The sequence below is a fragment of the Arthrobacter echini genome, assembly GCF_004803505.1.
GTDB classification, from domain to species: Bacteria; Actinomycetota; Actinomycetes; order Actinomycetales; family Micrococcaceae; genus Arthrobacter_D; species Arthrobacter_D echini.
This window is the reverse complement of the sequence record NZ_SSWH01000001.1, coordinates 475,549-500,656: the sequence shown is the minus strand read 5'-3', so window position 1 is coordinate 500,656 and position 25,108 is coordinate 475,549. Positions and strand designations below refer to the sequence as shown.

Sequence of the window (25,108 nt, the reverse complement as noted above, 5' to 3'; positions counted from 1 at the left end):
GATGCCCTCTCACCGAGCTGAATGTGAACCTTCGACAGTCCCATTCTCCCCGGTCAGACGGGCATTTCGTCTTTAATGACGTACTGTCACGCTGACGCTCATCGGTGGATCAAGGCTAAGAGCCTTCACGACGCACTAGTTGATTCCGGAGCACCCAACTTCGCCCACGGCATCCGGAATAGACTGTCCCAGTGGGCGCTTTCCGGTCAATACTGACGACCGGTTCGACCTGGACGGTACGCGCAACGGACGTCCCCTCCAGGCGAACCACTCGCCGCGAGACCAGCATCACCCGCCTCGTCGACCTCCGACTCGTCCAAGGGTCCTTTGGCTCGAACGAGACAAACCACATGCAACGCGTTCAGGCGAGACTGTACGACTGAGGAACAGCCCGATCACGGGCCACTTCCAACTGCTTCAGCTGTCCACTCAGGGGATCCACTGATGAGAACGACCCTACGCCGTTCATCAGACCGCCCCAACCACGCTTGATGCGTTCAGGGACCACGGGTTCAACGACCATGGAGACCGATCCTCAGCTCACAGCGGTTGCCGCCGAACAACCCGCGTTCCGGTCTTGACGAGCATGAGGACCAGCAGCAGGATCCCCACGTAACCGTTGATCACATACACGATGTTGACCATCTGTGAGAACGGCAGGAGAAGCCCGATCACCGTCCCGACGACCGCGAGGACGATCGTCAGCACCTTGAAGCGGAGCGTCCTGTCCAGGAAGAACCGTGAGGAAACCGTCCACAGCAGCGGCACGGCCGTCGTGTAGATCCCGGTGAGAATCATGACCGAGATACTCGCGGCAAGCACAGGGCTGACGTCCCTGGCCAGCACGAGCATCGGGATCTCGGCCCCACCGACCTGCACCACATTCGCGAGCAGGCCGAGACCGACGATGATGCATGCGACGGAGAACGCGATGGCTCCGATCGAACCGCCCGCGGCGGCTTCCTTGCGGCTGTGCGCTGTCTTCCCCAGTGCTGTCAGGAAGGCCGCCAGCCACAGCATGCAGAAGCCGACGTAGGACAACCCGGCCAGGAACCAGTTCGTGGACGCCTGCGTCAGATCGAGGGTCGGAAGAATTGCATTGCCGGCGGAGATCCCGCCCGGATTGCGGAAGATTCCCAGCAGTCCGAGCGCTATGGCCACCACCACGATGATCGGGCCGATCTTGCCGATGACGTCGACCAGGCTCTTCAGGCCGAACCACACACTGATGCCGACGGCGACGGCCAGACCGACGCCGCCGATGTACCGGGAGATCCCATAGTGCTCTTCGAACACCGCGCCGGCACCGGCCACCATCACGGTGAAGCTCAGGAACACGAAGAGAATGGAGAAGAAGTCGAAGAACGTCCCCAAGTACTTGCCGCAGTAGTACTGGAAGATTCGCGAAGGACGATCGAACTTCCTCGCTTGCCCCACCAGGAAGAACTCCACGGCCACGTAGGTCATGAGAATCAGAACCAGCGCGCCGGTTCCGAAGACACCCCAATAGCCGTACGAGGTGAAGTACTGCATGATTTCCTGGCCGGTCGCAAACCCGGACCCGATGAGGAAGGCCATGATCGCGCCCGCATAAGTGAGAACCCGAAGGACACTCACTCTCTCGGTCGTGTCCAAGTGCGCCTGCGTGGGTACGTTATGAGCCAAAGGGTGCCTTCTTCCGAGCAGATCCGGACATCTTCGTCGACGAGTGATATATCAGTCTCCAAAGGAAGCTACGGGAGAAGTGTGACCGGGTCAACAATCGGGATCGTGTTTCCCCGCTATCGACCGAGAACCAGAACGGAACGTTTTGCCCGAGGGCAGGGCCCTCCGGGTCCGGACAGGCGCCGCGCCTTGACAGTACCGACCACGACGAGTCCGACCACAGACGCTAGTCCCGCAATGGAGTCCCCCGTGCGGCCAAGCACTCCGTGAGCACATCCCCAGCGTCCGAGACCAGGCCGTCGACGCCCAGATCCAGCAGCCGGTCCATGTCCTCCCGATCATTGATGGTCCACACGTGCACCTGCAGACCGGCGGCGTGGCACGCGGCCACGAAGCGGGGCGTCACCACGCGGACCCCGCGATAGGTCTCGGGTACCTGCAGCGCCTGGACTCGGGCACGCCGGGCGACGACCCCCGCCAGCCCCAAAGGTGCAGCCGCTTTCACGCAGGCGTTGACCACCATTCCCGCGGACGACGCCGTCGGCTCCTCGAGCAGACGCAGCACCTCCCTGCGGCGCCGGTCCGAGAACGAGGCTACGAGCACCCGGTCGTAGGCCCGCAGCCGATTGATCAGCTCCGCGAACGGCCGCACGCAGTCATCCGTCTTGACATCGATGTTCAGGCGCAGCTCGGGCCAGCGCAGCAGCACCGCCTCGAGCGTGGGGATGCCGCCACGACCCTCCACCGAGAGAGCCTCGAGCTCCGCAGCGGAGCGTTCCACCAGTGGTCCGCGGGCATCGGTCACGCGGTCCAGGTGCTCGTCGTGGAAGACCATGACCACGCCGTCGGACGAGGCCCTGACGTCGATCTCCACGTACCGGAAGCCGAGACCGACGGCGCGCCCGATCGCCTCCATGGTGTTCTCCCCGCCCTCGGGCGCGAAGCCCCGGTGGGCTAACGCCAGAGGCGCACGCTCCGACCGGACGCCCGTCCGGTCGTCCAGATAGGGGAACCGCCCCGGATCAGGCCGTGCGGAGCGCCGCAAGGCGAGCCTCCAGAACCTGCGCCACGCCGTCCTCCTCGAACGGAGGTGCCACCAGATTCGCTGCCGCGAGCGCATCCGGGTGACCGGAGGCCATCGCGTAGCCGTGGCCCGCCCAGCCGAGCATCTGCACGTCGTTGGGCATGTCACCGAAGGCGACGACGTCGGCCCGGTCCACGCCGAGCCCGGCCGCGTATTGCGCCAGAGTGACGGACTTGTCGATGTTCGGCCGCGCCATCTCGAGGAGCGCGACGCTCGGAGCCGAGTGCGTCGTCGAAACCAGGTGCGCGACGGCGGGACGCACGGTTGCGAGGAACTCGTCCGGTGAGACGTCCACCTCGCGGGCGAGGAACTTCACGATCTCCTCCCCGGGCAGGGTTTCCTCGAACGGTCGGGCGGCTATCCCGTCGAGGAGTTCGGACGCCGAGGGGTCGCCGAAGCCTGGTTCGATGGTGAAGCCAGCGATGGTCTCGGCGGCGAACGTCGCGGCAGGGAAGAGATCGCGGATGATGTCCCGGGCGGCGTAGACGTCACTCGGCGCGAGGAGCTTCGCGCTGAGGACTGTCTCGGTCCCGAGATCGTAGGTCAGCGCGCCGTTGGAGCAGATGACGGTGCCCGTGTGCCCGAGCTGATCGCGCAGGGGCTGGAGCCAGCGGGGCGGACGGCCGGTGACGAAGACGACATGGATTCCCGCCTCGACGCACGCCTCGAAGGCCCGGATGGTGCGTGTGCTCATGCGTCCGTCGTGGCCGATGACCGTTCCGTCCAGGTCACTCGCGACGAGGCGCATCACTGACTCCACTGCCCGACCCCCCGGCTACCGGCGCCCGGAGCTCATTCGGCCGGCACGTCGAACGTGCCGATCAGGCGCGCTCGTCCCAGGGTGTGGGAAAACAGATTGAAGCCGAGGTAGGCGGGCGTCGCGTCCTCGGGAATCCCGAGGGACTCGACGTCGACGGCGTGGACCACCACATGGTAGTGATGCGTGCCGTGTCCCGGAGGCGGAGCAGCACCCACGTAGCCGACGAATCCGCCGTCGTTCCTCAACTGGAACGCTCCTGCGGGCAGCGAACCCGAGTCCTCCGACCCTGCACCGGCCGGCAGTGACGTGGTGCCGAGGTCCAGGTCCACCACGGCCCAGTGCCAGAAGCCGCTGGCGGTCGGGGCATCCGGGTCGTACACCGTGACGGCGAAGCTCTTGGTGCCCTCGGGGAAGCCGCTCCAGGAGAGCTGCGGGGATTCGTCCTCGCCGCCGGCGCCCATCACCCCCGAGGCTTGTGCCGGCGCCAGCGGCGCGCCGTCGGTGATGTCCTCGCTCGTGAGCTCGAAGCCGGGGACGTCCGGCAGATCGGCGTAGGGATCGCGGGTCATGGGATGCTCCTTCTGGTGGGTGCCGGTGGTCAGAGTCTGCAGCTCAACGGGTCTGGATCATCTCGTCACGTGAGGGCGGGTCCGCGCCGGGCCGGGAGACGGTGATCGCCGCTGCCCGCGCCGCATACTGCAGCATGCCGCCCAGCTGCTCGAGCGTGATGCGCCTCAGCTCGTCCCGGCGCTGCCCGCCGTCGAACTCGAGGTCCACGAGCGACCCGATGAGGGCTGCCATGAACGAGTCCCCGGCGCCCACGGAGTCCACCACGCTGGTGGTCGGGGCGGGGACTTCCCGCTCTCCGGCGCGACATACGGCCCATGGGCCTCTCGACCCGCGGGTCACGACGACGACGGCCGCCCCGCCGTCGAGCCAGGAACGTGCGGTGTCCTCGGGGCTGCGGTCGGGGTAGAGCCAGCGCAGATCCTCGTCCGAGGCCTTCACGACGTCCGCGAGCGCGACGAACTTCTCCGCCTGGTCGCGGGCGAAGTCACGGTCCCGGATGATGGTGGGCCTGCAGTTCGGGTCGTACGTGATGGTGATGCCGGGGTGGGCGGACCTCACGAGGGCCAGGACGTCGTCGGCTCCTGGCGTGAGCATCGTCGCGATGGATCCGGTATGCAGGAGCGTCGTGCCGTCGAGCAACTCCGGGCCCTGCTCCGCGAGCCCCGGCAGCTCCCAGACGAGCTGGAAATCGTAGGACGCGCCACCGACGGGATCGAGCCGTGCGGTGGCGACGCTCGTGGGAGAGCTGTCAGGGTCCACCGGAAACGGCACCGAGTTGTCCCGGAGGTGCTGCTGGACCAGGCGCCCGTACTCGTCGTCGCCGTAGCGGCCCACGAACTGGGCAGGATGACCGAGCCGAGCGATCCCCACCGCCACATTCATGGGGCTGCCGCCCACGTGGGCGCGCATGGGGGCCGTATCGCTGACGACTTCGTCGATGAGGGTTTCCCCGATCACGGTGAGCACGCCTTCAACGTACCAGCCGCACCGTGCGGCCACACCGGAGGCGACCGTTTCGGCAGGGCGTCAGACGGCGTTCTTGCGGAAGAGCGGCACCTTGGGCGGCAGCGGCCGGCCGCGGAAGCGGTGCATGCTGTACACGATCAGCCCGAGGGCGATGAGCGCGGAGACGATGAGACTGATCCCCGTGCCCATACCCCCGGGAAGCCACCACTTGTCGTCGAGGAACCACCAGGACGGGACCTCGGGTTGCAGCACCCACACCACGCCGAGGCCCATGATGATGAACGCGCTGGTACAGCTCAGGGCGATCCGCAGGACGGTCTGCACCCCGAGCGCTGCCGCATGGAAGGCGTTGCCCTTGAGCGGGGTGAGGAAGCGGCGAGCCCAGTGGTACTGCTGGGACAGGACCGCCAGACCGGCGGCGAGCATCAGCAGTCCCGGGCCGGGCAGTACGAGGGCGGCGAGTCCCACGACCACCAGCGTCCAGCCGAGTACCTCGATGCCGGTGCGGCGCATCCACACCGAGACCCGCCGTTTCGCTGCCATGCACACAGGATGCCACAGGATGATGGACGTTCCACCGGATCCTGCCGGACGGGACGCCCGCGGAGGGCGTAGGCTTCCACCCTGCGGGGAACAAACGCAGACATCGATGTGTTTGCATGTATGCGCTGGTCGAGAAACGCCAGCCCTACCAAGGAGGACGGGATGACCATCCAGACCGAGGGTTTCCACCACGTCACGGCGATTGCTGGCGACCCGCAGAAGAACATCGACTTCTACATCAAGGGGCTCGGACTTCGCCTGGTCAAGAAGACCGTGAATTTCGACGACCCCGGCACCTACCACCTGTACTACGGTGATGAGGCCGGCCATCCAGGGTCTCTCCTGACCTTCTTCCCCTGGCAGGGTGTCCGCAGCGGCCGCGTAGGCAGCGGACAGGCAACCACCACGGCGTTCTCCGTACCCCAGGGCACCCTCGGCTGGTGGCAGGAGCACTTCAAGGAGATCGGCGTCGAGTCCACCATCTCGCGTGCGTCGTCCGAGGAGGAGCGCCTCTCCCTGCGCGACCCCGACGGCCTGCAGATCGACCTGGTGGCCTCGTCCATCTCCGATCCGCGCAATCCCTGGGACTCCGCCTCCGTGCCCGCAGAGTACGCCGTGCGCGGCCAGCACTCCTCGGTCCTGACGGTGCAGGATCCCACCCACACCCTCGAGACGTTCACGCGCGACCTCGGCATGCATGTGCTCAGCGAGAAGGACGGGCGCTACCGCCTCAGCACGCACGACGGCGAGCCCGGAACCGTGGTCGACGTCGTCACGGATGCCCGTGGTCAGCGCGGCCTCGTGGCCGGTGGCACGGTGCACCACATCGCCTTCCGCGTCCCCGACCAGGAGACGCAGGAACTGTGGCGCCGTGAACTGGTCGAGCGCGGCTATGGGGTCACGGCGATCCTCGACCGCCAGTACTTCACCTCGATCTACTTCCGCGAGCCCGGTGGAACCCTGCTGGAGATCGCCACGGACACCCCGGGCTTCGATATCGACGAGCCCCTGCTGGAACTGGGCCGCTCGCTGAAGCTGCCACCGTGGCTCGAGCCCAACCGCGAGGCCATCTCCCACGCTGTGGCCAAGGTCGACATCCCGGGCGAGAACAATCCCGCCGTCCAGTCCTCTCTGAAGTAGGAGCGCACGCATGAGCACCACGCATGAATGGCCCCACCTGTTCACGGAAGGGTCACCGGACAGCCCCGTGCTGCTGCTCCTCCACGGCACGGGCGGCAGCGAGCACGACCTCCTGCCACTGGTCGACGAGCTCTCCCCCGGAGCGGGCTACCTCTCCCCCAGGGGACCCGTGCAGGAACACGGCATGAACCGCTGGTTCCGCCGCTTCGGCGAGGGCAAGTTCGACGTCGACGACGTCGTCCGGCGCGCCGGTGAACTGGCCGGTTTCCTGGAGTGGGCCCGCGGGAACTACGGCATCGAGGACCGTCAGCTCGTGGCCGTCGGCTTCTCCAACGGCGCCAACATCGGGCTCGCAACCACGCTGCTGCACCCCGAGGCCGTGGACACCACCGTGGCCTTCTCGGGCATGTACCCGCTGGACGGACGAGCGGTCGAGACCGATCTGTCCGGGGCATCCGTTGCACTGTTCAACGGCAGCGCGGATCCCATGGCTCCCATGGACAGCGTGGTGCGTCTCGGATCGGTCCTCGAGAGCCGCGGCGCCCACGTGGACAGGAACGTCCGCGACGGCGGTCACGGGCTCCACCCCACCGAGGTGACCACAGCAGCAACGTGGATCGCCGCCCACACCCGGGAGGTATCCCATGACTGAGCAGTCCACCGAACACCACGACCTCGCCGCGAAGGCGACGACCCTCGCGAAGCTGCACGCTGCCCCCGAGATCCTGCAGGTGGTCAACGTCTGGGACGTCATCAGCGCGAGGACCATCGCGGACGTACCCGGCACGAGGGCCCTCGCGACGGCGAGCCACTCGATCGCCGCATCGCTGGGCTACGAGGACGGCGAGAACATCCCCCTCGAGGAGATGATCGCAGCCGTCGGCAGGATCGCCGCCGCCACCGACCTGCCGGTCTCGGCCGATCTCGAATCGGGCTACGGCGATCCGGAGGACACCGTACGCCGGGCGATCGGCGTGGGGATCGTCGGGGCGAACATCGAGGACCAGATGCGCCCGTTGGCCGACGCCGTGACACAGATGGAAGCCGCCATGAAGGCCGGGCAGGGCGAGGGCATCGACTTCGTGCTGAACGCGCGGACCGACGCGTTCGTGCGGGTCGGCGACCGCGACCGCGCCGAGGTCCTTGCCGACGCCGTCGAGCGCGGCAAGGCGTTCCTCGACATCGGCGCCACGAACGTGTTCGTTCCCGGTCTGCTCGACGAGCATACCGTGACCACGCTCGTGGAGGCCTTCGGCCCGCAGCGCCTGAGCGTCATCAACGGCCCGGGCAGCCTCTCACCGGCCCGGCTGCAGGAGCTCGGCGTCGCCCGGATCTCCTACGGTCCGTGGACCCAGCGCGTGGCACTGACCGCCCTTGCGGACTCGGCCCGCGAACTGTACGACGGCGGAGCGCTGCCCGAGGGCACGCGGCCCCTGAACTAGCCCGTCCACGTCGAACCCCGGTCAGTCCCCAGAGGACGGGCCGGGGTTCGTCGTATCTGCTGCGGTCTCCAGCAGTTGCACGACGGCGGCCCACGCCCTCGACCCGGGCGTGATGAGTGCGAAGTGATCGCCCGGCACCGTGGTGAGTTCCGCCGTCGCCCCCGCCGCCTGTGCTGCCGCGACGTAGCTCGCCGACTGGCTGAGCGGCACCGAGGAGTCCTTCCTCCCGTGCACCGCGTAGACCGCGACACCCAGCGGGACGGCCGTCATCGGATCCGCGAGCCGGTAACGCTGTGGATCCTCGGGCCCCTGGAGGAAGTTCACGACGGCGTCGTCGCTGAGTCCCAGCTCCCGCGCCTCACCCAGATTCAGGACACCTGCCTGGCTGACGACCGCCGTGAGCGGCACCACCGGCACACCGGCTCCGGGTGTTCCGGTCGGAAGGGAACCACGGCCTGCCGCCCACACGGCGAGGTGACCTCCGGCGGAGTGCCCGAGCGCCGTCGTCGAGCGCAGGTCGAGTCCGTGCTCCGCCGCGGCCACCGCGAGCCGATCGATACCGGCGGCGACGTCGTCGAACGTCGCGGGCCAGCCGCCGCCGTTGCCCGCCCGGCGGTACTCGAGATTCCAGCAGGCGTACCCGCGCCGCACCAGATCCTGGGCCAGCGGCACACCGAGTTCCATGCCATAGGTGGAACGCCAGTAACCGCCGTGGATGATCACGACGACGCCCCTTGCGGCAGCGCCCGACGGCGGCAGATAGAGATCTGCGACCTGGCTGGGATCATCACCGTAGGCGTAGCGCTGCGGTGTCACCGCCGTCCCCGGTGCCGCCGGCTTCACGGCCGCCCTGATACCGCCGATCAGGATCGCTACACCGGCTGCGAGGGCGAGGGCGAGGAGGGGGCGTCTTGCCACTGGAGTCACTCGCGAAGTCTAACCGTCGTACGCGTTGGCTAGGATGGTGGTTCTTCTCGGAAAGGCATGATGCATGGGCGCGTGGGACGATCTCGACGAACGGTTGCGCCCTGCCGTCGAAGCGCACACGCGCGAGTACGAGCGCGTCCGCCCGGCACTGGACAGGGTGACCACCTCCATGCGGGAGAGCATCTCGGCGATCTTCGAGGGCCCCGAGCTGAGCCCCCTGTTCGTCACTGCCCGCACCAAGACCGTCGAGTCGTTCCGCGACAAGGCCTCCCGCACCCTGCCCTCGTCCGAGCCGGGCGCCCCTCCGGCCCTCGTGTTCCCGGATCCGATGCGCAACCTGATCGATCTGGTGGGTGTGCGCATCATCACCACCCTCCCGCACGAAGTGGATCTCGCGGCGAATCTGCTCAAACGGCAACGCCGCGAGTTCGACTGCCGTGGCGACCGCGAGAAGGACATCGGGTCGATCGAGTCGGGCACCTACGGCTACTCCAGCCGTCACCTGATCATGCGCACCATCCACAGTGACGTGGTCAGAGCGTTCCAGCAGGCCGTGGATCCCGAGACGAAGGCTGCGGGCAGCTACCTGTTCGAGATCCAGATCCGCACGGTGCTGGCACACGCCTGGTCCGAGATCGAGCACGATCTGCGCTTCAAGGCCTCCAACCCGTTGGCCTGGAGCCCCTATTTCGACCGGCAGTTCACTGCCACCGCGGCCATGCTCGAGACCGTGGAGTCGACGTTCGCGGAATTGCACGAGCGGTACGAGACCATTACCGGCTTCTGGGACGAGGACGGCGAGGGAAGCGCACCGCTGACCCCCAATCGCATCCGGGACGTCTGGCAGACGCTCCTGCCCCACGTGGACCGCAAGGCGGGTGACGACTGGGCGTGGGCGGCCGAGCTCCTGGCGGCCCATGGACTGAAGACCACGCTCGAACTCGTCTCGCTGCTGCAGGCCGATTCCATCACCTCGGTCCGCAGGGCCCTGGACCATCGCTATTCACCCGGCCCCGACCGTCTCCTGGACGACATGCTGCTCTGGCACTACGGGTATCCGCACATCCAGCTCACCGCCGAACCGGAGGGTGCCGAGAGCACTCCCCGCCGAGACAGCCTGCTGCGCCGGTACCGGCAGATGGAGAGCTACCGCCAGCAGCATCCCTGACGGCGGCTACTCCGCGGCGTCCGTGCTGCGCTTCGTTGCGCCGCACGACCCCCGTTCACGAGGCGTATGGCTCTGGCTCGCCATCAGAGCGCCTACCCGACTCCGGCCGTTCCCAGCAGGGTCCCGACGGTGTAGGTGAACGCCATGGCCAGGGCGCCGCCGATCGTCAGGCGGGTGACGGCGCGAGGTACGGAACTCTCACCCACGCGGGCACTGATCGCTCCCGTGATGGCCAGGGCCACCAGCACCGCGACGAACGTCAGCGGTACACGAAGATCAGCAGGGGTGAGGAGGATCGTCAGCAGCGGAAGGACGGCGCCGACGGCGAAGGCCGCCGCCGAGGCAAACGCTGCCTGCCAGGGATTGGCCACCTCGAGTTCGTCGATGTTGAGCTCGATGGAGAGGTGGGCGGCCAGCGCGTCGTGCTCGGTGAGTTCAGCCGCGACCCGCTGGGCGGTTGCCGGGGCGAGGCCTTTCTCCTCGTAGAGTCCGACGAGTTCCAGGAATTCCCCCTCCGGATCGTCACGAAGCTCCTCGCGTTCCTTCTCGATGAGGGCCCGCTGGCTGTCCCGCTGGCTGCTGACCGAGACATATTCCCCGAGGGCCATGGACACCGATCCGCCGACCACCGCCGCCGTTCCCGCCACCAGGATGGGCGTCACCGAGTTGGTTACGCCCGCGACCCCGATCACCGTGGCCGCGGTCGAGACGATGCCGTCGTTGGCGCCGAGGACAGCGGCGCGGAGCCCGTTCAGGCGTGAGGTGATGCCGCTGTCGTGGGGCTCGAGCCGACCGGACGGGACATGTGTCATGGATGCATGTAAGCACGGGCCGGGCGGTCCGGACCACGTAGGTTCGGCTTGCCTCAGGAGTCACCCGACTGCTCTAGCGGGCCGCTGGTCAATCAACCCCTCGGCTTCGTAGGTCTTCATGCTGGTCGGTGCTTCATGAGCGTCTTGGCGAACCGACGCCCAGAAGTCATGCCCCAGTTCCTGAGGTGAGGAGAGATGTCCTATTGCAAAGTTTTGACTTAGGATGACTTCAGGTACTGAATCAAAACTAGGAGAAACATGAGCACCGTCCCGCTCGATCAGGTCCTCGAAGCGATTTCGGGAGGTGAAACTGCCGATAGTCAAGAAAGCCCGACCTTGGACTTCAAGATCATCGGCCGGTCAATCAAAGACACGTTGACCGACCTCGCGGAAGCAGCCGCTTGTTTTGCGAACTCACATGGTGGGTCTCTTGTGGTAGGGGTTCAGGATCGGGTGCGGGGTGATGACGCGTTCCTCGGTTCAACTCTTGAAGCGATTCAAACTGTGAGCCGGATCTACGAGTTGACTGACCCTGGTCTGATCGTGACGGTGAACTCCTTAGAGTTTCGCGGCGTCAATCTGACGGTAATATCCGTTCCGCAGAGTCCCGACATCCATCAGGTCAGGGGACGGGCCACGGAACGCGTCGGCACATCCTGCGAACCGATGTCGGCCTCACGCATTGCGCAGGTTCAACTCGATCGACGGGGCGACGACTGGTCATCGAAAGACTCCGGCAACGGCGTTGATGCCGTATCGCCAGTAGCGATGGAAGTGGCTCGGGATCTCCTGAAACAATCACAGGATCCGGAGCGGAGGTCCTGGTCCGAACTGCTATGGCCCGATCTCTGCCGACGTCTGGGTGTTTTGACCCCAGCCGGTCAGCTCACGAACGGCGGAGCAATGCTGTTCATTGACGATGGCCGTATCCACGTCCAATACACCCGGCGTGTCCCGAGACCAGGTCTTCTGGCCGCCAATGACCATATTTCTGGATCAGGGGTTTGGGTAATACGACGGGTTCTGGAACTCATCGAGGGACGAATCGAACGCACGGCGATAGTCACCCCGAGCGGCGCTCAACTCTTGATCGGCGATCTTCCCGAGAGTGCAGTGCGGGAAGCGATCGTCAACGCGTTCATGCATCGTGACTACCGATCATCCGACCCCATCCGCGTCGAACACGGATCCTCCCGGCTTCGTATTACCTCCCCTGGCGGCTTCGTCCCTGGAGTAACTGTGGACAACGTTCTTACGGTGTCGTCGCGCTCCCGCAACGGCTCACTTGCCCATGCCATTCGAGGGCTCGGTCTAGGTGAATCGGCAGGAGTCGGCGTGGATCGGATGTACTCTGCCATGACCGCTGTCGGCCACGAACCGCCGGGCTTTACGACTGATGGGCGCAGCGTCGAGATAACACTGCAGGGTGGCGCTCCCAATGAGCCTCTTACTCGTTTCGTAGCTTCGCTGCCCGAGGATCGGCGGGACGATCCTGATACTCTTCTCGTTCTGACTTTTCTTCTGCAACACAGGACAACGACGGCGAGAAAAATGGCTTCGCTTGTGCAGAAGAATGAGGCCGAAGTAGAGGCCGTTCTTCTGCACCTGTCGGCCCCAGGTCAAGCACTTGTAGAACGAACGGCCGACACCGCCCGAAGCAGACGCGGGGAGTATCGCCTTGTCGGAGAGGCCCTGAGGTCACTGGGTTCTGCTGTGACCTATCGCGCTAGGTCTGGCGACGACACTGATCGAAAGATAGTTGAAATGGTCAGAGAAGTCGGCAAGATCACAGGCCGCATGGTGCAGACCATGTTCGATGTACAGCCGGCAACGGCCTCGAGAATACTTTCTGATCTTGTTGATCGCCGCATCCTTGACAAGACCAGCAAAGCGACCAGAGGCCCTAGCGTCACATACGGCCCGGGCAAGTCCTTTCCGAAAAGCCGTCGATCGAATAGATCGTCACCAGCGCCGGACGAGGCAGAGGTGTCGGCCCGAGCAGAACTTGACCTTGATGCGCCGTAATTCGTAGTGGTCAGATCCAAAACGCCGGAACGGCCGGCCCCTGAAGGGAGCCGGCCGTTCCATGTGAAGCCTCTGCTGATCAGGCGTCGGAGGCCTGCGCCGCCAGATTCCCGAGCGTGGCGTCCAGGTCCTCCTGGGGCACCGCGGGGAAACTGACCTTCTTCAGGGTCTCCTTGTCGGTGACCGCCGACCAGTCATAGGTCACCGAGACCTGCGTGGAATCGGGGCCCTGGGGCTCCAGTTCCCAGACCCACTCCCAGCCCGGGGGCACCTCTCCGGCGGGGGCGGTCTTCCAGGCCAGCAGCTTGTTCGGGTCGTACCCGACCACGTGGTTGTCGGTCTGGTAGTCGCCGCCCATCTTGTCCCAGTGCATGTTCATGGTGAACACCTGGCCCACGGCCGTGATGCGATCCGACTTGCTGTCGGACTGCACCATCCCCGAGCCGTCGAGGGCGGCATGCCGCTCCGGATTCGAGAGGATCTCGAAAATCGCGTCGGCGGGTGCATCGATCAGTCGGCTTGCGGAAATGCTTGTCTCTGCCATTGAGCGTTCTCCTTCTGGTTGGGGACGGCGCCTGCTACTGCGCGTCGTCCGGTGAGGATTCGTCGAGCGTCCAGCCGGTGATGGCTTCGAGGTCCTTGCCGGCATCGCGCGTGTACTGCCACGCGCGCTCCCGCTGGTCCTGCAGGTCCTGCCGGAGCCGGCCCTGCGAAGCGCCGAGAGTCGGCACGCGATCGATGACGTCCATGGCCAACTGGAACCGGTCGATCTGGTTCAGCATCGCCATGTCGAACGGCGTCGTCGTCGTACCTTCCTCCTTGTAGCCCCGAACGTGCAGATTCGCGTGGTTGTTCCTCCGGTAGGTGAGGCGATGGATGAGGGCCGGGTAGCCGTGGAAGGCGAAGATGACGGGCTTGGACGTCGTGAACAGCGTATCGAAGTCACGGGACGAGAGCCCGTGCGGGTGCTCGGTCTCGTCCTGCAGGCGCATCAGGTCCACCACGTTCACCACGCGGATCTTCAGTCCGGGGACCCCGGCGCTGAGCAGACGCGCTGCCGCCACGGCCTCGAGGGTCGGCACGTCGCCGGCACACCCGAGGACGACGTCGGGCTCCACACCCGGCTCCTCGGTACCTGCGAAGTCGAGGATGCCGATACCCCGCCTGACGTGCAGTTGCGCCTCCTCCGGTCCGAACCAGGTGGGCGTGGGCTGCTTGCCCGTGACGATCACGTTGACGGTGTCGCGGGTCTGCATGCAGTGCTCGGTCACCGCGAGCATGGTGTTCGCGTCCGGCGGCAGATAGACGCGGGTGATGTCGGCCGTCTTGTTCACCACGTGATCCATGAAACCCGGGTCCTGGTGGGAGAACCCGTTGTGGTCCTGCTGCCAGACGTGGCTGGAGAGCATGTAGTTGAACGAGGCGATGGGCCGGCGCCAGGACAGTACCCGGTGCACCTTCAGCCACTTGGCGAACTGGTTGAACATGGAATCGACGATGTGGACGAACGCCTCGTAGCAGTTGAAGACGCCGTGCCGGCCCGTGAGCAGGTAGCCCTCGAGCCAGCCCTGGCACAGGTGCTCGCTGAGGACCTCCATCACGCGTCCGGACCGCGCAAGGTGCTCGTCGACGTCCTCGATGCGCGGCTGCCAGGCCTTGTCGGTCACCTCATAGACGGCCGACAGCCGGTTCGACGCCGTTTCGTCCGGCCCGAACAGGCGGAACGTGTGCGGATTGAGGTCGATGACATCGCGCAGGTAGCCTCCCACCGTGATCATGGGGCTCACCTTCTCGGTGCCCGGAGCCGAAACCGCCACGGCGTGCTCGGTGTAGGAGGGCAGGACGAGGTCCTTCAGGAGCCAGCCGCCGTTGGCGTAAGGTGTTGCGCTCATCCGCAGACTGCCCTCGGGGGCGAGAGCCGCGATCTCCGGTCTCAGTTCCCCGTTCTCGGTGAAGAGCGTCCCCGGATCGTAGGACCTCATCCACTCCTCGAGCTGGTGCAGGTGCTGCTCGTCGGTGTGGATCTCGGACAGCGGTACCTGGTGGGACCGCCACGTCCCCTCCACGGGCTTGCCGTCCACCTCCGCCGGTCCTGTCCAGCCCTTGGGCGAGCGCAGCACGATCATCGGCCACCGCGGCGCGGGGTCCCCGGCCTGGGCCGGGGAGGTCCGCGCCCGGTCCTGGATGGCGTGGATGTCGTCGATGCACCCGTCGAGGACATCCGCGAAGTCCTGATGCGCCGCGGCCGTGTCCGCGGGATCGGTCACGGTGACGAAGCGGGGGTCGTACCCGTAGCCGTACATGAGCTGTCGCAGCTGATCCTCCGGCATGCGGGCCAGCACCGTGGGATTGGCGATCTTGTACCCGTTGAGGTGCAGGATGGGCAGTACCGCTCCGTCGACGGCCGGGTCCACGAAACTGCTCGAGAGCCAGCTCGTGGCCAACGGACCCGTCTCCGCCTCACCGTCTCCCACCACGGTGGCCGCGATGAGCGTCGGATTGTCGAAGACGGCGCCGTAGGCGTGGGCCAGGGAGTAGCCGAGCTCGCCACCCTCGTGGATGGAACCCGGCGTCTCCGGTGCCGCATGGGACGGGATGCCACCGGGGTAACTGAACTGCTTGAACAGGGCGTTCATGCCGGAGGCGTCGGAGCCGATGTTCCCGTAGATCTCGGAGTAGGTCCCCTCCAGCCAGGCGTTGGCCACATTGGCCGGGCCGCCGTGGCCGGGCCCGGTGACGAACAGCATCTCCTGCTGCCGCTGGGAGATCACCCGGTTCAGGTGCGCGTAGACGAAGTTGAGCCCTGGGGTGGTCCCCCAGTGTCCCAGTAAGCGCTCCTTGACGTCCTCGCTCGCGAGCGGTCGCGTCAGGAGTGCATTGTCCCGCAGATAGATCTGCCCGACGGACAGGTAGTTGGCGGCGCGCCACCACGCATTCAGGCCCTCGATGTCGATACTCATGGATACCTCCGTGTTCATGGAACTGGTGTGGTCGTCGGTCGGGTTTCGAGGAAGACGTCGTCCGGTGTCTTGTCCGGACGCCAGCCACGCCAGACGGGATGCCGGAGTCGGCCGGCGCCGGTGAACCCGCTGTGGTGGACCTCGGCCACCAGCGAGGGCGTGACCCACCGGGCATCGGAGGCCTCCGCTTTCGGGACGTCGTTGAGCGGTGGACTCGGGCGGGCCAGTTTCTTCAGCTGTGTCCGTGCGAGATCGAGCTGCCGGTCGGTGAATCCGGATCCCACCCGGCCCACGTAGCGGAGCTCGCCGGCGTCGGGCACGGCGACCAGCACGGACCCGATGGTGCGCGCCCTGCTGCCCCTGCCCGGGCGCCATCCCACCACCACGACCTCGAGCGTCTGCAGGTGCCTGATCTTCACCCACGACGACGACCGCGTGCCGGGGCGGTAGCCGGCGGTGAGCCGTTTGGCCACGATGCCCTCCAGTCCCAGCTGCCGGCTCGCCCGGACCGCTTCCTGGAGCGTCGCATCGAGCGGGGCGGGCACCTGTACGTGCTGGTCCACGGCCTCGTCGACGGCCCGCTCCAGCAGTTCACGCCGTTGGCGGTACTCCAGCCCGGTCAGGTCCCTGTCCTCGAGCGAGAGCAGGTCGAAGATCACGAAGCGCACCGGCGTCCTCGTGCGGGCCTGCTCGACCTCCGGGCCCGGAGTGAGCGTCATCCGCTGCTGGAGCAGACCGAAGTCCGGCCGACCCCTGGCGTTCAGGGCCACGATCTCGCCGTCGAGCACCGCGCTGTCGGCGCTGACCAGATCGCCCAGGTCGCCGAGTTCCGGGTAGAGCGCCGTGATGTCCTTGCCGTTGCGGCTGGTCAGTACGATCCCGGCCTCGCTGATGGAGGCGATGCACCGCACACCGTCCCACTTCAGCTCGTACGCCCAGTTCTCCGGATCCGCGATGGTGCGCACCGTACCCGGGCTCGCGAGCATGGGCGGGATGAACGCGGCATCGCCTGCCATCGGAGCGACATCGGTGCTCTCCGACGAGGGCTGCCCACCGTCCGGGCGCGGCTCGTCCGCGAGCGCCCCATCCTGTCCCGAGGTGTCGTCCTGCTGCGCGGGCTGGTCCTTCATGAGGTGGATGAGCCAGGTGTTCTTCCCCTTCCGCACGCCCGTGCTGATGAGCGCGAACCGCCGGACGGCCGCTCCCCCACGCGCCAGACCGCCGTCGGGCCTGCCGTGCAGGGTGCAGATCACCTCCTTGCCCTCGCGCCACTTCTCCAGCTCGCAGGTTCCGGCGTCCCAGATGCTCACCTGGCCCCCACCGTATTCCCCCGCCGGAATAGTTCCCTCGAACGATCCGTACTCCAGTGGATGATCCTCGGTCTGGATTGCGAGGTGGTTCCGGTCCGGCGTCAGCGGCGGGCCCTTGGGAATGGCCCAGGACACCAGTACGCCCTCGCGCTCCAGCCGGAAGTCATAGTGGAGGCGCCGTGCGTGGTGTTCCTGGATCACGAAGCTGCTACCCCCGCGCGGTCCTACCTCCTCGGGTACGGGCTCCGGCGTCCTCGATCCGTCGCGCATACTGCGGTAAGTGGAGAGTCGGTCGGCCGGCGCTTCGTCGGCATCATCGTCCACAGGAATCGGGGTGGTCGCCGGCGCGAGGAGATCCCCGAGCGACTCGATCCGCCGCATGACCGATGTGTGGTCCAGCTGCTCCAGTCCTGCCGCCTCGAGCTCCTGCCAGGAGCGCGGCGCTGCGACGGTCGGTGTGACATCGCCGCGGAGGGAGTAGGGGCACACCGTGGTCTTGGTGGCACTGTTCTGGCTCCAGTCCACGAGGACCCTGCCCGGTCGGAGCGCCTTCTTCATGTCGCTGACCGCGAGTTCGGGATGATCCGCCTCGAGTGCCCGCGCGAGTCCGTGGGCGACGGCGGACACTTCGGCGGAGGTCTGTCTCCCGTCCAGAGCGCAGTAGAGGTGGATCCCCTTGGATCCGCTGGTGACGGGGAAGGGCTCGAGCCCCATGCCCTGCAGGATGGCCCGCGCCAGGAGCGCGACCTGAGCGCACTCGGCAAGTCCTGCGCCCTCCCCGGGGTCCAGATCCAGTACCAGCCTGTCGGGATTCCGTGCGGCGCCGCCGGCGGCGAAGCGCCACTGCGGCACATGGAGTTCGAGGGCCGCGATCTGTCCGAGCCAGGTCAGTGTCGCAGGATCGTTGACCATCGGGTAGACATTCGTGTGATCTTTGTGCCGGACGGCGTTGCGGGGCAACCAGCCGGGCGCGTTGTCCTCGATGTTCTTGTGGAAGAAGACCTGACCCGGAGCATCCCCGGTCCCGACCCCGTGGACCCAGCGCTTCCGCGTCACGGGACGGTCCGCCGCGTGACGGATGAGGTGGGGAGCGACGGCTGCGTAGTAGGCCAGCACCTCGGCCTTGGTGGTTCCCGTGGCCGGGTACAGCACCTTGTCCAGATTCGACAGCCGGAGCGTGCGTCCGTCGACGGTGACGGTCTGCGACGAGGAGCGGGTCGAGGCCATGCTCCCAGTCTTGATCGGATGTCCCCGGGAATCCAGTCACAGCGGCGCGGGGTGCAGGGCTGGACGCCCTCAGGAGGACGTGCTCGGCGTCAGTCGGCGAACTGCTCGCGATACCGCTCCACATAGACGTCCCAGAGCGCCGGATCCTGTCCGAGGTCGCGCTTGTTCAGGAGGTCGTCGAGGCCCGCAATGGTCAGGTGCCAGCCCGCGGCCATGGTCGCCGCGTGTCGCGGACTGCCGGGGGTGAGCAGGAGCACGAGCCGTGCACCGTTCTCGGCTGTCCGGGTCAATTCCCAGCGCAGGGCATCCTTCTCCCACGTGTACGCCAGTACCGAGGGCCGCTCGGCCTCCAGCACCACGCCCCGCAACGGCTTCTGATCGGCGTAACGGAACAGGATCTGAGCATCCTTCCGCGGCTCGAACTCCATCTCGGAGGGGAACCAGTACTTGAGCTTGTCGGCCTCGGTGAGATGCTTCCACAGCACGGTGGGCGGGAAGGCGAACCCGAACTCGAGGCGCAGCACGGTGCCGCCGTCGTCGCTGGTGGCCTTGCTGACCGTGGGCTCTGCGGTTTCGGAAGTCACCCCACAAGTCTAGGCGCGGCTGTGCCGGCTCTGGCCCGCCCGGCCCGGCTGGTGTCTACTGAGGACATGAGAGCCATCTGGAAGGGTGCTGTTGCATTCGGGCTGGTGAATGTGCCCGTCAAGGTCTACAGCGCCACCGAGGACCACGACATCGGACTCCATCAGGTCCACGACAGGGACGGCGGCCGTATCCGCTACCAGCGGCGCTGCGAGATCTGCGGCGAGATCGTGGACTTCGAGCACATCGACAAGGCCTACGACGACGGCGAGCGCACCGTGGTGCTCACGGACGAGGATCTCTCCTCGCTGCCGGTCGAGCGCAGTCACGAGATCGAGGTGGTCGAGTTCGTTCCGAGCGACCAACTCGATCCGATCATGCTGGACCGCTCCTACTACCTCGAACCGGACAGCACCTCGATCAAGGCGTACGTGCTGCTGCGACGCACACTCCAGGAGACGGACCGCACGGCCATCGTGCAGTTCGCCCTCCGGCAGAAGAGCAGGCTCGCAGCACTGCGCGTACGCGGCGACGTCCTGATGCTGCAGACGCTCCTCTGGGACGACGAGATCCGTGAGGCCGCCTTTCCAGCCCTCGAGGAGAAGGTGCGCATCTCCTCGAAGGAGAAACAGATGTCCGCGGCGCTCGTCGAGTCCTTCTCCACGGACTTCGATCCCGGGAACTTCACCGACGAGTACCAGACCCAGTTGCGGACCCTCATCGATGCGAAGATCGACAGGGGCGACTCCCTCGATACCGAGGAGACCTTCGGAGCGGGCGACGAGGAGGACGACGACAACGTCCTCGACCTCATGGAAGCCCTGCGCCGCAGCGTGGAGCAGAACCGCCAGAAGAAAGCGGGCGCCAAGAAGGCGTCCGGATCCTCGAAACAGAAGGGCGCGTGATGGGATTCTTCACCGATGACCTCGGCCGACAGACTGTGCTGCTGAAACCCAACCCACCGATCCTGGGGTGGGCGGCGCTCGGAGCGGCGTCCTTCATGGCACTGGAGCAGAAGAACCGCGATCGGCTCAGCGCGGCGAGTTCGGCCTGCCTGCTGATCTGGGCGGTGCTCGAGGTCACCACCGGCCGGAGCGGTTTCCGACGCAGCGCCGGGGTCCTCACGCTCTCCTGGCTGTGGGGGAAGCGCTGACCGCTCGCGCGAACAGCGCGTCCTACTGCTCGAAGACGTCGGGCACGCCGTCGTCGTCGGCGTCGATCTTCTCCTGCTCCTCGATCTGGCGGTAGCGCTTGTTGCGCAGGCGCAGCAGGACCGCGGCGGCGAGCGCGGCGATCAGCGACCCGGCAAGGATGGCCACCTTGGCGTGATCGTCCTCCACAGTGGCCTGACCGAAGCCGAGTTCGCTGATGAGCAGCGACACCGTGAAGCCGACACCGGCCAGGAGCGCGACGCCGATGATGTCGATCCACGCCAGGTCCGGGGCGAGGGCTGCCTTCGTCGTCTTGGTGACCAGGACGGTGGCCAGCAGGATACCGACGGGCTTACCGATGACGAGCGCCACCATGATCCCGACCGCGATCGGATCGGTGATCGCATCCACCAGACCATCGATCCCGCCCACGGCCACTCCGGCCGAGAAGAAGGCGAAGACCGGCACGGCGAAGCCTGCGGACAGCGGACGGATGCGGTGTTCGAGCGTGTCGGCCAGTCCGTGCGGCTGAGCGGCAGGAGCCTCCTCCGCCGAGGCCTCCGCCGACTCCACGGCGTCCGCTGACTCCACGGCGTCGGCGCGTGTGACGCCGCGGGGCAGCACGGGGATCGCGAACGCGAGCAGGACCCCTGCCACGGTGGCATGGACGCCCGACTCGTGCACCAGCACCCACACGGCGAAGCCGAGGGGAAGCAGGATCACCCAGGGTGACCACGCGTGGCGCTGGAAGAAGATGCGGAAACGCTGCGCTGCGAACGCGTAGACGGCCAGCGGCACGATCGCCAGCAGCAGCGGCGGGAACTCGATCTCCTCGGAGTAGAAGAAGGCGATGATGCTGATCGCCAGCAGGTCGTCGACCACGGCAAGCGTCAGCAGGAAGATGCGCAGCGCGCTGGGCAGATTGGCTCCGACGACGGCGAGCACGGCCACGGCGAACGCGATGTCGGTCGCGGTCGGGATGGCCCAGCCGCGCAGCGCTTCCGGTCCCGTACTGAACGTGATGGCCACGTAGACGAGTGCCGGAACGACGACGCCGCCCACCGCCGCGGCCACCGGGACGACGGCGCGGTCGAACTTGCGCAGGTCGCCGGCGACGAACTCGCGCTTCAGTTCGAGGCCGGCGAGGAAGAAGAAGATGGCGAGCAGGCCGTCTGCTGCCCACGCACCGACGCTGAGTTCGAGGTGCCACGGTTCGTACCCGAACCGGAAGTCCCGGACCGCGAAGTAGGTGTCCGCTGCAGCGGTGTTCGCGAGGACCAGCGCGATCACCGTCGCCAGGAGCAGGAGGCCCCCGCCGACGGTCTCCTTGCGCAGGATGCTCGTGATGCGCAGGTGTTCCGGGTAGCTGCTGCGGGAGAAGATCCTGCTGCCGGGTGGGGACTTCGGAGCAGGGTCGGTGGGGCCTGGGAGATGGGCCATGGGATTCCTTCTGTTGGGCAGGCTCGTTGACACGCCGACCAGACTTCCCGGCTCACCAGTTCGTCCACACTAGTCCCGCTGCGGCGTCCGAGCGACATCGATGACGTGATGGCCGGGGATGGACTCGGCTGCGACCTAGAGGACGGAGCTGAAGAGCTCGGCCTTGGCCGTGGGCCCGGCGACGATGATCTCGTCGTCGTCGTACAGCACGGTCTGTGCCGTGGTGTAGTCCCAGGTGCCGTTGCTGCGCCTGACGGCCACGACCGTCACGCCGTATTTCGCGCGCAGACCCGTGGTGCCGAGTTCGCGGTCCCAGTACTCGCGCGGCGGGCGGGTCTTGACCATGGCGAAGTTGTCCTCGAACTCCACGTAGTCGAGCATGGTGCCGCGGACCAGGTGCGCCACGCGCCGACCCATGTCGTGCTCGGGCCGGATGACGTGTTCCACACCGAGCTGCGAGAGGATCTGGGCATGCGGCTCACTGATGGCCTTGGCCCAGATGGTGGACCGCTCGAACCGCAGGAGGATCGACGTCGTCAGGATGCTCGCCTCCAGGACACTGCCGATACCGACCACCACGCGCTCGAAGTCCGGGACCGACAACTGGCGCAGCGCCTCCTCCCTGGTGGTGTCGGCGCGCACCACGTGCGTCAGGAGTCCGCTGTAGGACTGGACCACCTCCTCGTCGATGTCGATCCCGAGGACCTCGGTCCCCGCACTCTCGAGCTCGAGCGCGAGCGCGCCACCGAATCTGCCGAGCCCGATGACGGCGACCGAGTCGGCGGCCTTGATCGCTTCGATGGGTTTGGAGGAGAACAAGCGCTGCCTAGCCAATGAGGGGCCTTTCCTTCGGGTATTCGAACTGGAGGGGCCTGGACCGTAGCGCCAGGGCCGAGGCGAGGGTCACCGGACCCAACCGTCCGGCGAACATGACGAGGATCAGGACCACCTGACCCACGGAGGGGAGGTCGGCGGTGATGCCCGCGGACAGTCCCACGGTCGCGAAGGCGGAGACGACCTCGAACAGGATCCGGTCCAGCCCGAAGTCCGTGATGAGCATGAGGAACATCGTGGCACCGACCACCAGCGCTCCTGCGAGCAGCACGATCGAGATGGCCTGGCGATGCACCGAGCGCGGAAGCCGCTTGCCGAAGACGTTGACGGCCGTGCCCCCGCTGATCTCGGTGTAGACGATGAAGAACAGCACGGCGAACGTGGTGATCTTCAGCCCTCCCGCGGTGCCGGCCGGACCACCCCCGATGAACATGAGCACATCCATGCCCAGCAGGGTCACCGGGTGGAGCTGCCCGATGTCGAGGCTGTTGAAGCCCGCGGTGCGGGTCATGGTGGACTGGAAGAAGCCGGCGAGGACCCGCTGATCGGGCCGGAGCTGCCCGAGGGTGGCAGGACTGGACCACTCCACCGCTGTGATGAAGATGGTTCCCAGGACCAGGAGCAGGACGGTTCCGGGCAGGACGAGCTTGGTGGTCAGGAACCATTTGCGCGGGTACCGGAAACGACGCCGGAGTTCGAACAGGACGGGGAAGCCGAGTCCGCCGAGAATCACCGCTCCCGCCACGGGCAGGCAGATCCACGGATCGCCCACGTACCCCACCAGATTGTCGCTGAAGAGGGCGAACCCTGCGTTGTTGCACGCCGACACCGCATGGAAGACGCCGAGCCACAGGGCCTCCGCCGGTCCGCGGTCGTATCCGACGAAGAAACGACCGGAGAGCAGCACCGCGGTGATCGCTTCGACCAGCAGGGTGATCTTCAGGATCCCCAACAGGATGCGACGGACATCGCCGATACCGACGCTCTTGGTCTCGGCGGCCGTCGAGATCCGCGACCGCAGCCCCAGGTGGCGGGCCAGCAGGACACCGAGCAGCGAGGCGAAGGACATGATGCCGAAGCCGCCGATCTGGATCAGGGCGAGGATGATCACCTGGCCCGCGCCGGTCCAGTACACGGGAGTGTCGACGACGGTCAGGCCCGTGACGCAGACCGCGGACGTGGCGGTGAAGAGCGCCTCGAGGAAGCTCGCGCCCCCCGGGCCCACCCTGGACGTCGGCAGCATCAGCAGAACTGTGCCACCGAGGATCGCCGAGGCGAAGCCCAGCGCGATCACCTGGGCGGGATGCCGCGGGCTCAGATGCGCGGCCCATGCCCCGAGGATCCTGACGCCGGCACGAAGCGTCGGGATGGAGGAGGTCCGTGCTGCCCGGAAGGACTGATTGGTGAGCCTCACGGGAACCCTGGACCTCCGATAGCGGAATACGGCGAGCCGATCCTACGCCGCATCCGCACCGGGTGAAAGACGCCCGGGACGGACGTCAGTCGAGCAGGACACCGCGTGCTTCGGCGAGTGTACGGATCTCGTCGTCGGGCGGTGTCATGGCAGGCGGGTAGGGCGCACTCCCGCGGTTCAGCCAGAGGGTGCGAAGGCCCGCCCGCGCTGCCCCGTCGATGTCCCAGGGGTGGACGGCGACGAGGACGACGTCGTCCGCCCTGCGGTTCAGCACCCGCAGGGCGTAGGCGTAGGACTCGGGGGCCGGTTTCCACCGCGGAGCGTCCTCGACCGACAGGACGGCGTCGACCTGACCACGGACCCCGGCGCGCCCGAGCAGGGCCTTCGCGGTCGCGGTGGCGCCATTGGTCAGCGCAGCCACACTGAATCCGCTGGAGGTCAGTTCGCGGATGCCGTCCGCCACATCCGCATGGACGGGAAGTTCCTGCAGGCCCGTGAGGACGTGCTCCACGGCCGGTCCGATCTCCCGATTGAGCGGCTGGTCCGCCAGCACGGTCCGCAGCGCCCCCTCGGCGACGTCACGGAAAGCGGCGTTCTGGCCCACGACGGTCAGGGCGAAGCCGTCCCGGAGGACGGAGGCGAACCACAGGCCGGCCAGCTGGGGCGGCGCGCCGATCTCCTCGAAGTGCTGGGACATCACACTCATGTCCGACAGTGTCTCGTTGACGTCGAAGAGGACCAGGGGCAGTGCCATTACTGGCGGTATCCCTCCACCTGGCTGATCGGTCGTGCGTGGGCATCGGCGGGGTTCTCCCCGGCATCTGCCTTGGCGCGGCGCTGGCGCAGCAGGTCCCAGCACTGGTCGAGGTCCTCCTCGACGCGCTTCAGCCTCGTCGCGTTGTCCTGGTGCTCCGAGTCGGCCTCGCCGACCTGGGGCTGCTCCCGGAGATCGTGCTCCTCCTGTACGAGTGCCTGGATGCGCTGCAGGATGTCCTGGTTGTCCATGATGCTGTCCCTTCGTCGTCGTGCCTGCCTGCTCCGCACCCATGGCGGGAGGGACAGGCTTCCCTTCAGGCTACTGACGCGCC

Annotated in this window: 24 protein-coding genes; 7 read left to right on the top strand and 17 right to left on the bottom strand. The window is 66.7% G+C overall.

The window, feature by feature from the left end:
- Positions 1 to 540: 540 nt before the first annotated feature.
- The 6 genes from E8P82_RS02420 to E8P82_RS02395 all read right to left on the bottom strand — a co-directional run bounded on the left by E8P82_RS02420 (position 541) and on the right by E8P82_RS02395 (position 5,588).
- Positions 541 to 1,617: a YkvI family membrane protein gene (locus tag E8P82_RS02420; protein WP_246020889.1), complete on the bottom strand. Its 1,077-nt coding sequence runs from the start codon at positions 1,615 to 1,617 to the stop codon at positions 541 to 543.
- A 274-nt stretch (positions 1,618 to 1,891) separates the two neighbouring features.
- Positions 1,892 to 2,710 carry a glycerophosphodiester phosphodiesterase family protein gene (locus E8P82_RS02415; protein ID WP_246020888.1) on the bottom strand — a complete coding sequence of 273 codons (819 nt, stop codon included), beginning with the start codon at positions 2,708 to 2,710 and terminating at the stop codon, positions 1,892 to 1,894.
- On the bottom strand, positions 2,688 to 3,497 hold the full coding sequence (locus tag E8P82_RS02410) for an HAD family hydrolase (RefSeq protein WP_136452863.1): 810 nt from the start codon (positions 3,495 to 3,497) through the stop codon (positions 2,688 to 2,690). Before E8P82_RS02410 ends, E8P82_RS02415 begins: the two co-directional genes overlap by 23 nt.
- Before the next feature lie 44 nt (positions 3,498 to 3,541).
- Complete coding sequence (locus E8P82_RS02405; protein ID WP_136452862.1) at positions 3,542 to 4,078, bottom strand: YbhB/YbcL family Raf kinase inhibitor-like protein; 537 nt, start codon at positions 4,076 to 4,078, stop codon at positions 3,542 to 3,544.
- Between the two features lie 43 nt (positions 4,079 to 4,121).
- Positions 4,122 to 5,045: a carbohydrate kinase family protein gene (locus tag E8P82_RS02400; RefSeq protein ID WP_136452861.1), complete on the bottom strand. Its 924-nt coding sequence runs from the start codon at positions 5,043 to 5,045 to the stop codon at positions 4,122 to 4,124.
- A 60-nt stretch (positions 5,046 to 5,105) separates the two neighbouring features.
- Entirely contained in the window at positions 5,106 to 5,588 is a 483-nt protein-coding gene (locus E8P82_RS02395; protein ID WP_211096776.1) for a PGPGW domain-containing protein, read from the bottom strand.
- Positions 5,589 to 5,750: 162 nt separating this feature from the next.
- Here E8P82_RS02395 and E8P82_RS02390 point away from each other — a divergent pair, with 162 nt between their 5' ends.
- Genes E8P82_RS02390 through E8P82_RS02380 form a run of 3 tightly spaced genes read left to right on the top strand, consistent with a single transcriptional unit; the run spans position 5,751 to position 8,170 of the window.
- Positions 5,751 to 6,728, top strand: a complete 978-nt coding sequence (locus E8P82_RS02390) for a ring-cleaving dioxygenase (protein WP_136452860.1) — start codon at positions 5,751 to 5,753, stop codon at positions 6,726 to 6,728.
- Between the two features lie 10 nt (positions 6,729 to 6,738).
- A complete protein-coding gene (locus E8P82_RS02385) occupies positions 6,739 to 7,380 on the top strand; it encodes an alpha/beta hydrolase (RefSeq protein WP_136452859.1) in 642 nt (213 codons plus the stop codon).
- On the top strand, positions 7,373 to 8,170 hold the full coding sequence (locus tag E8P82_RS02380; protein ID WP_136452858.1) for an isocitrate lyase/PEP mutase family protein: 798 nt from the start codon (positions 7,373 to 7,375) through the stop codon (positions 8,168 to 8,170). Before E8P82_RS02385 ends, E8P82_RS02380 begins: the two co-directional genes overlap by 8 nt.
- Before the next feature lie 21 nt (positions 8,171 to 8,191).
- Here E8P82_RS02380 and E8P82_RS02375 read toward each other — a convergent pair whose 3' ends face one another.
- Positions 8,192 to 9,025, bottom strand: coding sequence for a prolyl oligopeptidase family serine peptidase (locus tag E8P82_RS02375; protein ID WP_425455977.1), 834 nt, complete (start codon positions 9,023 to 9,025; stop codon positions 8,192 to 8,194).
- 136 nt (positions 9,026 to 9,161) lie between these two features.
- Between E8P82_RS02375 and E8P82_RS02370 the strand changes: the two genes are divergently transcribed.
- On the top strand, positions 9,162 to 10,265 hold the full coding sequence (locus tag E8P82_RS02370) for a GTP pyrophosphokinase (protein ID WP_136452857.1): 1,104 nt from the start codon (positions 9,162 to 9,164) through the stop codon (positions 10,263 to 10,265).
- A gap of 92 nt (positions 10,266 to 10,357) precedes the next feature.
- Here E8P82_RS02370 and E8P82_RS02365 read toward each other — a convergent pair whose 3' ends face one another.
- Positions 10,358 to 11,077: a VIT1/CCC1 transporter family protein gene (locus E8P82_RS02365; RefSeq protein ID WP_136452856.1), complete on the bottom strand. Its 720-nt coding sequence runs from the start codon at positions 11,075 to 11,077 to the stop codon at positions 10,358 to 10,360.
- A gap of 258 nt (positions 11,078 to 11,335) precedes the next feature.
- On the opposite strand from E8P82_RS02365, the gene E8P82_RS02360 reads away from it, so the two are divergent.
- Positions 11,336 to 13,102 (top strand): ATP-binding protein, encoded by a 1,767-nt coding sequence (locus E8P82_RS02360; RefSeq protein ID WP_136452855.1) that lies wholly within the window; start codon positions 11,336 to 11,338, stop codon positions 13,100 to 13,102.
- A gap of 79 nt (positions 13,103 to 13,181) precedes the next feature.
- On the opposite strand, the gene E8P82_RS02355 is transcribed toward E8P82_RS02360, so the two are convergent.
- The 4 genes from E8P82_RS02355 to E8P82_RS02340 all read right to left on the bottom strand — a co-directional run bounded on the left by E8P82_RS02355 (position 13,182) and on the right by E8P82_RS02340 (position 19,183).
- Entirely contained in the window at positions 13,182 to 13,646 is a 465-nt protein-coding gene (locus tag E8P82_RS02355; RefSeq protein ID WP_136452854.1) for an SRPBCC family protein, read from the bottom strand.
- Between the two features lie 34 nt (positions 13,647 to 13,680).
- Complete coding sequence (locus E8P82_RS02350) at positions 13,681 to 16,062, bottom strand: phosphoketolase family protein (RefSeq protein ID WP_246020887.1); 2,382 nt, start codon at positions 16,060 to 16,062, stop codon at positions 13,681 to 13,683.
- A 14-nt stretch (positions 16,063 to 16,076) separates the two neighbouring features.
- A complete protein-coding gene (locus E8P82_RS02345) occupies positions 16,077 to 18,599 on the bottom strand; it encodes an ATP-dependent DNA ligase (RefSeq protein WP_136452852.1) in 2,523 nt (840 codons plus the stop codon).
- Positions 18,600 to 18,688: 89 nt separating this feature from the next.
- Positions 18,689 to 19,183 carry an SRPBCC domain-containing protein gene (locus tag E8P82_RS02340; RefSeq protein ID WP_136452851.1) on the bottom strand — a complete coding sequence of 165 codons (495 nt, stop codon included), beginning with the start codon at positions 19,181 to 19,183 and terminating at the stop codon, positions 18,689 to 18,691.
- A gap of 66 nt (positions 19,184 to 19,249) precedes the next feature.
- On the opposite strand from E8P82_RS02340, the gene ku reads away from it, so the two are divergent.
- Both ku and E8P82_RS02330 read left to right on the top strand, forming a co-directional pair.
- Entirely contained in the window at positions 19,250 to 20,086 is an 837-nt protein-coding gene (ku, locus tag E8P82_RS02335; protein WP_136452850.1) for a non-homologous end joining protein Ku, read from the top strand.
- Positions 20,086 to 20,334: a hypothetical protein gene (locus E8P82_RS02330; RefSeq protein ID WP_136452849.1), complete on the top strand. Its 249-nt coding sequence runs from the start codon at positions 20,086 to 20,088 to the stop codon at positions 20,332 to 20,334. The genes ku and E8P82_RS02330 overlap by 1 nt, the downstream gene beginning before the upstream one ends.
- Before the next feature lie 22 nt (positions 20,335 to 20,356).
- Here the strand turns inward: E8P82_RS02330 and nhaA are convergent, their stop codons facing one another.
- The 5 genes from nhaA to E8P82_RS02305 all read right to left on the bottom strand — a co-directional run bounded on the left by nhaA (position 20,357) and on the right by E8P82_RS02305 (position 25,025).
- Positions 20,357 to 21,772 (bottom strand): Na+/H+ antiporter NhaA, encoded by a 1,416-nt coding sequence (gene nhaA / locus E8P82_RS02325; RefSeq protein WP_136452848.1) that lies wholly within the window; start codon positions 21,770 to 21,772, stop codon positions 20,357 to 20,359.
- 135 nt (positions 21,773 to 21,907) lie between these two features.
- Positions 21,908 to 22,606 carry a potassium channel family protein gene (locus tag E8P82_RS02320; RefSeq protein ID WP_211096775.1) on the bottom strand — a complete coding sequence of 233 codons (699 nt, stop codon included), beginning with the start codon at positions 22,604 to 22,606 and terminating at the stop codon, positions 21,908 to 21,910.
- On the bottom strand, positions 22,599 to 23,948 hold the full coding sequence (locus E8P82_RS02315; protein ID WP_425455976.1) for a TrkH family potassium uptake protein: 1,350 nt from the start codon (positions 23,946 to 23,948) through the stop codon (positions 22,599 to 22,601). Before E8P82_RS02315 ends, E8P82_RS02320 begins: the two co-directional genes overlap by 8 nt.
- Before the next feature lie 157 nt (positions 23,949 to 24,105).
- Complete coding sequence (locus E8P82_RS02310; RefSeq protein ID WP_136452847.1) at positions 24,106 to 24,774, bottom strand: haloacid dehalogenase type II; 669 nt, start codon at positions 24,772 to 24,774, stop codon at positions 24,106 to 24,108.
- The gene (locus E8P82_RS02305) at positions 24,774 to 25,025 is read right to left on the bottom strand and encodes a DUF2630 family protein (protein WP_136452846.1); all 252 of its coding nucleotides are present in this window, start codon (positions 25,023 to 25,025) and stop codon (positions 24,774 to 24,776) included. The genes E8P82_RS02310 and E8P82_RS02305 overlap by 1 nt, the downstream gene beginning before the upstream one ends.
- Between the last annotated feature and the right edge of the window lie 83 nt (positions 25,026 to 25,108).